This is a genomic window from Cyclobacterium xiamenense, assembly GCF_009467825.1.
In the GTDB taxonomy this organism is placed as follows: Bacteria; Bacteroidota; Bacteroidia; order Cytophagales; family Cyclobacteriaceae; genus Cyclobacterium; species Cyclobacterium xiamenense.
Genome location: NZ_WIOK01000053.1, coordinates 12,094 through 21,281 on the forward strand (window position 1 = coordinate 12,094; position 9,188 = coordinate 21,281).

At 50.2% G+C, this 9,188-nt stretch carries 6 protein-coding genes; all 6 read right to left on the reverse strand.

Going from position 1 to position 9,188, the window contains the following annotated elements; genetic code table 11:
* Positions 1–201: 201 nt before the first annotated feature.
* Positions 202–594: a four helix bundle protein gene (locus GCU44_RS22230; RefSeq protein ID WP_154859597.1), complete on the reverse strand. Its 393-nt coding sequence runs from the start codon at positions 592–594 to the stop codon at positions 202–204.
* A 299-nt stretch (positions 595–893) separates the two neighbouring features.
* Entirely contained in the window at positions 894–2,204 is a 1,311-nt protein-coding gene (locus GCU44_RS22235) for a nucleotide sugar dehydrogenase (RefSeq protein ID WP_154859598.1), read from the reverse strand.
* 743 nt (positions 2,205–2,947) lie between these two features.
* Positions 2,948–3,334: a four helix bundle protein gene (locus GCU44_RS22240; RefSeq protein WP_154859599.1), complete on the reverse strand. Its 387-nt coding sequence runs from the start codon at positions 3,332–3,334 to the stop codon at positions 2,948–2,950.
* 858 nt (positions 3,335–4,192) lie between these two features.
* Entirely contained in the window at positions 4,193–4,927 is a 735-nt protein-coding gene (locus GCU44_RS22245) for a polysaccharide biosynthesis/export family protein (RefSeq protein WP_092176116.1), read from the reverse strand.
* A 1,268-nt stretch (positions 4,928–6,195) separates the two neighbouring features.
* Positions 6,196–8,085 carry a heparinase II/III domain-containing protein gene (locus tag GCU44_RS22250; protein WP_154859600.1) on the reverse strand — a complete coding sequence of 630 codons (1,890 nt, stop codon included), beginning with the start codon at positions 8,083–8,085 and terminating at the stop codon, positions 6,196–6,198.
* Between the two features lie 283 nt (positions 8,086–8,368).
* Positions 8,369–9,188: RagB/SusD family nutrient uptake outer membrane protein (locus GCU44_RS22255; protein WP_154859601.1), on the reverse strand; the 820-nt coding region annotated here is incomplete at its 5' end.

The following is a 9,188-nucleotide window of genomic DNA, read 5'->3' on the forward strand; positions in this document are numbered from 1 at the left end:
ATCGTGATACCAATTTCGAACATGGTTTAAAAGGACGAAGAGTCGCAGGGAATGGTTAAACATACTCTACAACGAGCACCAATCGATTAAACAATTAAGCGATTAAACAAATTCGTACCTGATTTTCAATTATGAGCACAATCTCAATTTTAGTTCACTTTCTTTAAAACGTGCACATTTGGGTTTTTCAAAAATGACCACTCAACGTTTGGTTTTCAGTGTTTCCTTATTCCCTAACTGATATTTGTACAGCGAATTCAGTTTGTTGGAAATTTCATCGATCTGGATTCTTGTTTTCTCATAGGTCACCTGATCAATGTACTTCATATCTATTGCTGTATTTAAATGATCTATGGTTTCTAAAGCACTTGAATAAGAAATATTCGTAAAGTGGGCTTGATCAAAATTGGAAGCTCTTCCTGAACCTTCCGCAATATTGGCTGAAATGCTGTCTACAGCTCTCCGCAACTGACTGGTTAACTCGTATCGTTCGGATTTTGGGAAATCCACACTAATTTTCCGAATGTCCATTTTGAGCTGCCTGGCCAATTTATAAACATCCAGCTTTTCGAAAGAATAGATATGATAGCTCATTGACGGTCGAAGTGGTTTTTTTTTGGTTAACTGGTCTTTCGGGGGTTAGCTGGTCCTGAAAGGGTTTAATTGTTTAACTGGTTAATTGGTTAACTGATGGGTAACCGTTAGATAGTTCGTTTTCGTTCTTGTTTTTTAATTCGAATAGTAGCTCGACTTGTCAAATCAGACTTCAAAAACGAGAAACCAACAATTAAACAATTAACCGATTAAACGATTAACCATTTACGTACATAGTTGTTAAATTCGTACCCAACCTCGATTGTTACTTACATTCTTCAAAAACGATCACATTCCCGTTACAACCGCGCATCCACCTTCTCCTTATCCAACACCGCTTTTACGTCGAAGACGACCAGGTGGTTGCTTTTTTGGATGGGGAGGTCACGGAATTTCTGGTGGGCAACGGCCAGGATGATGGCGGAGTAATCGGCGATGTCGGGGCAGGTGTCGCCATCGATGATTTCCAGGCCGTATTCGTGCGCCACCTCTTCCTTGCTGGCCCAGGGATCGTAGACATCCACGTCCATGTCAAAGGCCAGGAGTTCCTGGTAGATATCGATCACCCGGGTATTGCGCACGTCGGGGCAATCTTCCTTAAAAGTAAAGCCCAGGATCAGCACCTTGGAGTCGATCACTTTCAGGTCCTTGCGCATCATGTGCTTGATCACTTCCGTAGCCACGTGCTTGCCCATGGAATCGTTGAGCCGGCGGCCGGCCAGGATGATTTCCGGATGGTAGCCCACTTCCTGGGCTTTTTGTGCCAGGTAAAAGGGGTCCACGCTGATGCAGTGCCCACCGACCAGTCCGGGTTTGAAGGGCAGGAAATTCCATTTGGTGCCTGCTGCCGCCAGTACCTCCTGGGTATCGATCTGCAACAGGTTAAAGATTTTGGACAATTCGTTGACAAAGGCGATGTTGATGTCCCGCTGGGAGTTTTCGATCACCTTGGCGGCTTCGGCCACCTTGATGCTGCTGGCCTTGTGGGTGCCGGCGGTGATCACTTCCCGGTACAGGCGATCCACGTACTCGGCCACCTCAGGGGTGGAACCGGAGGTGACCTTCAGGATCTTGGCCACGGTATGTTCCTTGTCGCCGGGGTTGATCCGTTCGGGGGAATAGCCGGCGTAAAAGTCTTCGTTATAGCGAAGGCCGCTGACCGTTTCCAGCACGGGTACGCACTCCTCTTCCGTCACGCCGGGGTACACGGTGGATTCGTAGATGACCACGTCGCCCTTTTTGAGGTACTTGCCGATGGTTTCGGAAGCCTTGAGCATGGGGGTGAGCACGGGGCGGTTGTGCTTGTCGGTGGGGGTGGGAACGGTGACCACATAAACCTGGCAATCGGCCAGTTGGGCGGCATCGCAGGTAGTAAACAGTCCCTTTTCCCCGGCTTGGGGGGTGGTGGCCAGTACCTGTTTGAGGTCTTCGTCGGCTACTTCCAGGGTCAGGTCTCTTCCGGCATTGAGTTCGGCTACGCGTTTTTCGGAAATATCAAATCCGATAACGGGAAATTTTTTGGCAAATTCCACGGCCAGGGGAAGCCCCACATAGCCCAGTCCGATAATGGCGATTTTCACCTCGGCGAGAGGTGTTAGGGAAGCTGTCATAAATAAAATCGTGATGGAGTATGCATGAAAAATATATTTTAAAAGTACTAGATATGTAGGGAGGGTTAAGGGTTAAGGGCCTTGTTTCTGGCGGTTGTTGTGGTAGCGGGGTGTTAGCCGGCTGGGTGGTAGTAAAGCAGATCCCTGGATTTGTTAAGGGTTAAGGGTTAAGAGGCTTGTTTTTGGTGGTTGTCGTGGTAGCGGGGTGTTGTCCGGCTGAGTGGTAGTCGGGCAGCTTCCTAGCTATGTTAAGGGTTAAGGGTTAAGGGGCTTGTTTCTGGTTGTTGTTGTGATAGCGGGTTGTTGTCCGGCTGAGTGGTAGTTGGGCAGCTTCCTAGCGTTGTTAAGGGTTAAGGGTTAAGGGCCTTGTTTTTGGTGTTTGTCGTGGTAGCGGGGTGTTGCTCGGCCTTAGTGGTTGCTAAGCAGCTCCCCAGCTTTGTTACCAGTTCAGCGGTTGTGCAAAAATCCAAAGGATTTTTGAGGATACCATTGTTTAACCCTTAACAACCACGGTTCGACGGTACATAAGAACAATAGCTAAACAACCCTTTTCTACTCCTCAGCCCGTTTCGAATACTATTAACCCTTAACAACCACGATTCCACTTCCATACAGCTATACTGCAAAACAACCCGTCTCAACCACTCAGCCCCTTCCGAACCATAGTAACCCTTAACAACCACGGTTCTGCTGTGAACAAGTCCAACAGCAAAAGAGCCTGTACAACCTAATCAATCCGTTTATCACTTTTTATATCCCTTTTCTCCACTGTTTTTAAGCGTTACTATCAAATTGTTTAGTTTTGTTTTTAGTGTATGTGTTTTCGCAAGTAGCCACTTCAGTTCTTCTTCTGAAATAAATTCCGCATCAAAAGCCCGATAGGCTTGGGACCTTACTTCGCCATTTGAACCTTTGGCAATATAGAGAAATTGAATAAACTCGCGATTTCCATCTCTTTCAAATCCTTCGGCAATATTATCCATTACCGATCCCGATGAAGCATTTATTTGGGAACAAAATCTGTAATCATTTTTAAAAGGAATCGCCTTCGTCAACTTCCGAACGCGCTGACAAAGCTCCCTTGCTTCTTGCCAAACATGCAGGTCTTCAAAGGTAGCAATGGACGACATTGGGCTTGTTTCTAGTTGTTGTCGTGGTAGCGGGGTGTTGCCCGGCCTTAGTGGTAGTTGGGCAGCTTCCTGGCGTTATTAAGGGTTAAGAGGCTTGTTTTTGGTGGTTGTTGTGGTAGAGGGGTGTTGTCCGGCTGGGTGGTAGTCGGGCAGCTTCCTGGCTTTGTTAAGGGTTAAGGGGCTTGTTTCTGGTTGTTGTTGTGATAGCGGGTTGTTGCCCGGCTGGGGGATTGTAAAGCAGTTCCCTGGATTTGTTACCGGTTAAGGGGTTGTGCAAAAATCCAAAGGATTTTTGGAGATACCATTGTTTAACCCTTAACAACCACGGTTCGACGGTACATAAGGACAGTAGCTAAACAACCCTTTTCTACTCCTCAGCCTGTTTCGAATCCTATTAACCCTTAACAACCACGTCTCCACTTCTATCAAACTCAACTGCAAAACAATTCATCTCAACCACTCATACCGTTTCGAATACTATTAACCCTTAACAACCACGGTTCGACGGTACATAAGAACAATAGCTAAACAACCCTTTTCTACTCCTCAGCCCGTTTCGAATCCTATTAACCCTTAACAACCACGTCTCCACTTCTACCAAGCTCAACTGCAAAACAATTCATCTCAACCACTCATACCGTTTCGAACCACATTAACCACCACGTTTCGACTACCAACCGGGTCGACAGCAAAACACCCCTTCTCTACTATCCTGCCTGCTCAGCACCAACTCTCCTGGACACAGCTTCGCCTCCTGAGTCCCATTAGGAACCCACCGGGAGGGGGAAAGACGTTGTGCAAAACAATGGATTGAAAACGGGATTGGCAACCCCTTTTTCAATTTTTTGGGTCTATTGGTTAGCGAACGGCATTCAACACCAACAGCACGGCTGAGAGGGTGGTGACGGCCAGTTGAAAGGTCTGCATAAAGTTCACACCGGTACCGAGTTCCCGTATTTTCATGGGTTCGGCGTAGAGCATGTCGTTGGGTCGGATAAAGTAGAATTCGGATTCCACGATCCGTTGGTCGTTTAGGTTGACGCGAAAAGACTTGGTTCCTTCGGGGTATTGCCGAATCAGCACCACCTCGTTGCGTTTGGCGGTGGTGGTCATGTCGCCGGCATGGGCAATGGCCTGAAAGATGCTGATGCGGTTTTGCAGGATGGTAAAGTTGCCGTTCCGGTTAAATTCCCCCAGGGCGGAAAAGCGTACCCCACCCAGGCGGACGCGGACAAAGAAGTCTTCCTCGTTGACGTAGGCTTTGAGTTTTTCTTCGATTTTGGTCTGGGCTTGTTTGGTAGTCAGTCCCAGCAGTTCGATTTCTCCCAGCAGGGGAATTTCCACCATGCCGTTTTCGTCCAGGGTATAGCCGTTGATAAAGAAGATATCGCCTCCGTTTTGGGCTCCCTGTGCCATGTTCATTTGGAGGCGTTGGTCACCCGCGGCGATACCAAAAATCTCGTTCAGTTCTTCGGAGGTGGTTTTGACGTTGATGTCCACCACGTCGTTGTACTGCAGGAAATAGTCTTCGGTAAAGTTGGGTACCAGCTCGCTTTCGGTGTAGAGCGGGATTTCCTCGTCGGTTTCCTGCAGGTAGATGATGCGTTTATTGGACACACAAGAAGCTGCCAGGAGCAGAAGCAGGCTGGCAAAAAATGGGATTTGTAGGGCTTTCATTCTAGGGTACTAAGGAAAATCGATGCTTTCGAGGCCAAATATATTTAAAAGGACGGCAGCAAAAAAACGGTTGTTGTATTTTTTCGCATGGGGGAGGAAAAAATATATTTTAAACTTTTGGTTTGGGAGGTATGTACGAAATTTCAAAGGAAAAATGTACTTATTTTTTCAGGAGGTAGCAAATGGAGACCTTTGGGGGTAATAGGTCTAAGCCGGAGCGTGTACGTAAAAAACCTCCGGGGTTCCAACTTTTTTTGAACCATAGAAGGCATATAAGGAAATATAAGGTTTCTGCATTAATAGCGCTGAAGGCGCGCCAAACTACAGCACAGGGTGAAGCCCTGTGATCGATAGGCAGACCGATACCCCAAGCGCTGAAAGCGCGAAATACCACCTTATATGTTCTTATATGTTCTTATAGGATTCCATCCATTTTTTTTGAACCATAGAAGGCATATAAGGAATTATAAGCGGGGTGAATTCTTTGCGCTGAAGGCTTCGGAGTCGACTTGTAGCTTTTTTTGGGGAAGTGGTAACGGAGTTGACTTCAGCGGATTGGGCTAAAACAACGTTTATTTCCATATATGCTGTTTGAGGCTATTGATCATGCGCTCCGTAAAAGCAGGCCTGAAGGGCCTGAACAAAATCAGACTATTGATCATGCGCTCTGTAAAAGCAGGCCTGAAGGGCCTGAACAAAAATAACCGTGGGTGCAACCCACGGCTCGGTGACCATATACTACCTCCAACCCCGGAAGGGGTTGAATCGACTAGTGATGGTGCCTGGTTTTCCGAGACGCACGGGCTTCTGGTAAAAAAGAACCGCCCCTCATCAAAAAACAACTTATATGCCCTTCTATGGTTCCATCCATTTTTTTGAACCATAGAAGGCATATAAGGAAATATAAGCGGGTTGAAATCTTAGCGCTGAAAGCGCGCAAGACCTCAGCACAGGGTGAAGCCCTGTGATCGATAGGCAGACCGATACCCCAAGCGCTGAAAGCGCGAAATACCACCTTATATGATCTTATATGTTCTTATATGGTTCCAACAAAAAAACCTTCGAGGTCTCGAAGACCTCAAAGGTTAATGGAGGTAAAAACCTTCGAGGTCTGGAAGACGGCAAAGGTTAATGGAGGTGAAAACCTTCGGGGTCTGGGAGACCCCAAAGGTTATAGCGAACGATTAAAAGGCTTGCAACTTTACCTGTAGCCGGGTCTCTTTGTCCAAGACCCAGGCGGGAATGCGAATTTCCAGGCGCTTCAATCCGGCAATCTGCCGGTCCAGGGCCAGGGGGGCGGGGTCCAGGGACACCACCGACACCATCAACTCGGGATGGGAAAGGTTTTCCAACCGCACCTGCTTCCCCTCCTGCCGCAAAATGGCACCACCGGGTACAAGTTCCACATCCGCCTGCGTCATCAGCTGCCAGGTAATCATCTTGGTATTTTCGTTGGTTACCAGCCGGTCCTGGATCATCAGGGAGTTTTCGTCCGGCCGGGAAAACGTGCGATGCGCCAGCTCCAGGTTATCCCCAAATACCGGCGTCAGGTCAAACACTGCCTCCGGCTGGGGACCCTCGCTAAACTGTTCCAGGCTGGCAAATCCCTCGTTGACGTGCAGTTCCCCGTTCACCGTCAGGGTGCTGTGCCCGTAGTTGTTTTTGGTAAGGAGGGTCCAGCGTTCGCAGTCCTGGCACCTGCCCCAGAGATCAAAGCCAGTTATTTCAAGTTCGTTGTAGGGCTGGTTTCCCGGGTCGATTACCCAGCGCACCCCGTCGATTTCCCAGATAAAGGAGCCGGCGTCCATGTTGCCGTGGCTGATGGTGGCTTTGCCCCCCTTGCCGCCAAAGTAGTAGGCATCCGGAGCCTCCGAATCGTCCCGGAAAAGGACCAGGGGATTGGCTCCGTCTCCCTTCCAGGCCGTGGGTAGCCCTTCGGATTCGCTGGCTTCAAACTGCGCCAGCCAGACCAAGCCGGCACCGGCAATGCGGTGCAATTTGCCCATATCGGCGACCGGCTGTAGGAATTTGTCTTTTTCCAGGTACAGGGGATTGCCCGTTTCGGTACCAAACCAGGCCAGGATGATGTCTCCGGCCTGGCTGTGTCGGTCGCCGCAATCGGCGTAGTTATAGTACCAACCGGAGGGGGCAATGCTTAGCTTGCGAAAGTCGGCACTGGCTTTAAAGGCCGGGTACTCCGCCAGACCAAAGTCAGTGCCAAAGGCCGATTGCAACATGGAGGCGGTCAGCACGGAAAAAGCCGTTCCGTAGCCCCAATACGTAGAACCTTCGGGGTACACACCATCCGGACCGTATTCGGCCAAGGCATGGGGCATGCCATCCAGGGAGCGGGAAATGGTCTTCGCTGCCAGTTCGGGATCCTGATCGGCGATCACAATGGAGGCAGCGATCATGCCCCCGTTGCAGACCTGGTTCCAGTTATTCGTTCCGTTGATCCAGCCGTGGTTTCCTTCCCAACTGGGCTGAATGCCCTTTTCGATCAGGGCTTGCTTTGCCTGGCTGACAGTGGCTTTTGGCAGGTCCTTCCCTACCCAGTCGACGGCCAGGGCTACGGCGGTGGCCATTTCGGCCACGTCCAGAAAATGGGAGGGATTCCAATCGGAAAAGTTGGACACCGCCAGCAATTCCTCGTTGATTTTATCCAGGTAGTGCTGCTCACCCTCGATGCGGTAGGCAATGCCCAGGACGTTCATGCGGTGCAGCATGTCCCGGGAGGTACCGAGCAGGCGGCGTCCGACCATTTCCCGGCGCAGTGCCGGTTCGTCTAGCAGGGCGTCTGCATTGGCTTTGACGGCCGCATAGTAATTGCCCACCATGGGGTCGGTGCGGATTTTTTGTTTCAGGTTTCGCTCCCAGGCAGGCGTCAGGGCCAGTTTGGGGCTGGATTTCCGCAGGTTGCGTTTGAGGTAGCTGACCGTGATCGGATTTTCCAGTTTGGGGGGATCCTGTTGGCGCTGGTTGACAGGGGCAGTTTCTGCCCGGACCTGCTGCAGGGATCCTGTCAGCAGTCCGGCACAGAGGCCTAGTGTTAAAAGAAATTTTGGGTTTTTCATAAGTGTATGTATGCGTTTTTTTGTTTGGTACTATCCGGTTCCGGAAAAGGACGGTCTATTTCTTGGTTTCCGACGAAAATGGACCATTTCTGCCTGGTCCCGGGTGTACTGTCGGGCAAGAGGGGCCATTTCCCCGCTTGATCCAGCACCGGAATTCTTTACTCAAGATAGGGAAAAGGGCAGGTTTTTCGCTTTCCGCCGGTCAAAAAATCAAAAAAACCTGCCAAAGGATCGGCAGGTTTTTTTGATTATTCCAATTCATTGCTTGTTTATTTCAAACGAATTAGCCGTCATACCCCGGGTTTTGGGTAATGTTCGGGTTTTGAGAGATGACATTCAGCGGAATGGGCCAGAAGTAGTTTTTGGACTCGTCAAAAACCGGATCCGCCCAGTCGGTATTCTTGTACACATCGATGTAGGTATGGCCATTGTCCGGATCCACGCTGGTCTGAATGATGGCACCGGCATAACGCGCTTGGGCCTCAGGTGTCCAGCGAATGCCCATATCGGGCTTCTCCAGTTTCTTGCCCTGCTTCCAGCGACGGATGTCGTCGTAGCGGAAGCCTTCCTGGAACAACTCCACGCGTCGCTCGCGGCGGATTTCCACCAACAAGGGGGAGATACCGTCGTTGGCATAGCGGGGGTCCATGGGCGGGTTGATATCCAGGTGCGGCATGCCCACGCGATCGCGCAGCAGGTTGATGCTCCGATCCAGGTCTGCCTGGGTGGCTTCACCCAATTCGGCTTTTGCCTCGGCATAGATCAACAACACTTCTGCAAAGCGCAGAATGATGGCTGGTGACTCGGCGGTATTGAAAGCTTTGCCGATCATGTCGTCGGCATTGTAGTGCTTGATCACGTGGTAACCGGTGGCGGAAGTTCTGCCTCCCGGCTGTCCCTGAATCCGGGGATAGTCCCTGCCATCGGCATTGTGGTACTTGTATTTCTCGGTATCATCCGGATGCAGCACGGTTTGCCGCAGGCGGGGATCCCGGTTCACAAATACGTCCTCGATGGTCTCGTCGCCCTGGTACAGGGGCGAAAGGGTAATGGGCAGTCCGTCCTCGCAGAGGATGTCTTCCACAAAGCTACGGGTGGCACCC

Excerpts from the sequence above, each read along its gene's own strand:
- GCU44_RS22230 (WP_154859597.1), bottom strand. The coding sequence starts at position 594 with ATGAGCTATCATATCTATTCTTTCGAAAAGCTGGATGTTTATAAATTG.
- GCU44_RS22235 (WP_154859598.1), bottom strand. The coding sequence starts at position 2,204 with ATGACAGCTTCCCTAACACCTCTCGCCGAGGTGAAAATCGCCATTATC.
- GCU44_RS22240 (WP_154859599.1), bottom strand. The coding sequence starts at position 3,334 with ATGTCGTCCATTGCTACCTTTGAAGACCTGCATGTTTGGCAAGAAGCA.
- GCU44_RS22250 (WP_154859600.1), bottom strand. The coding sequence starts at position 8,085 with ATGAAAAACCCAAAATTTCTTTTAACACTAGGCCTCTGTGCCGGACTG.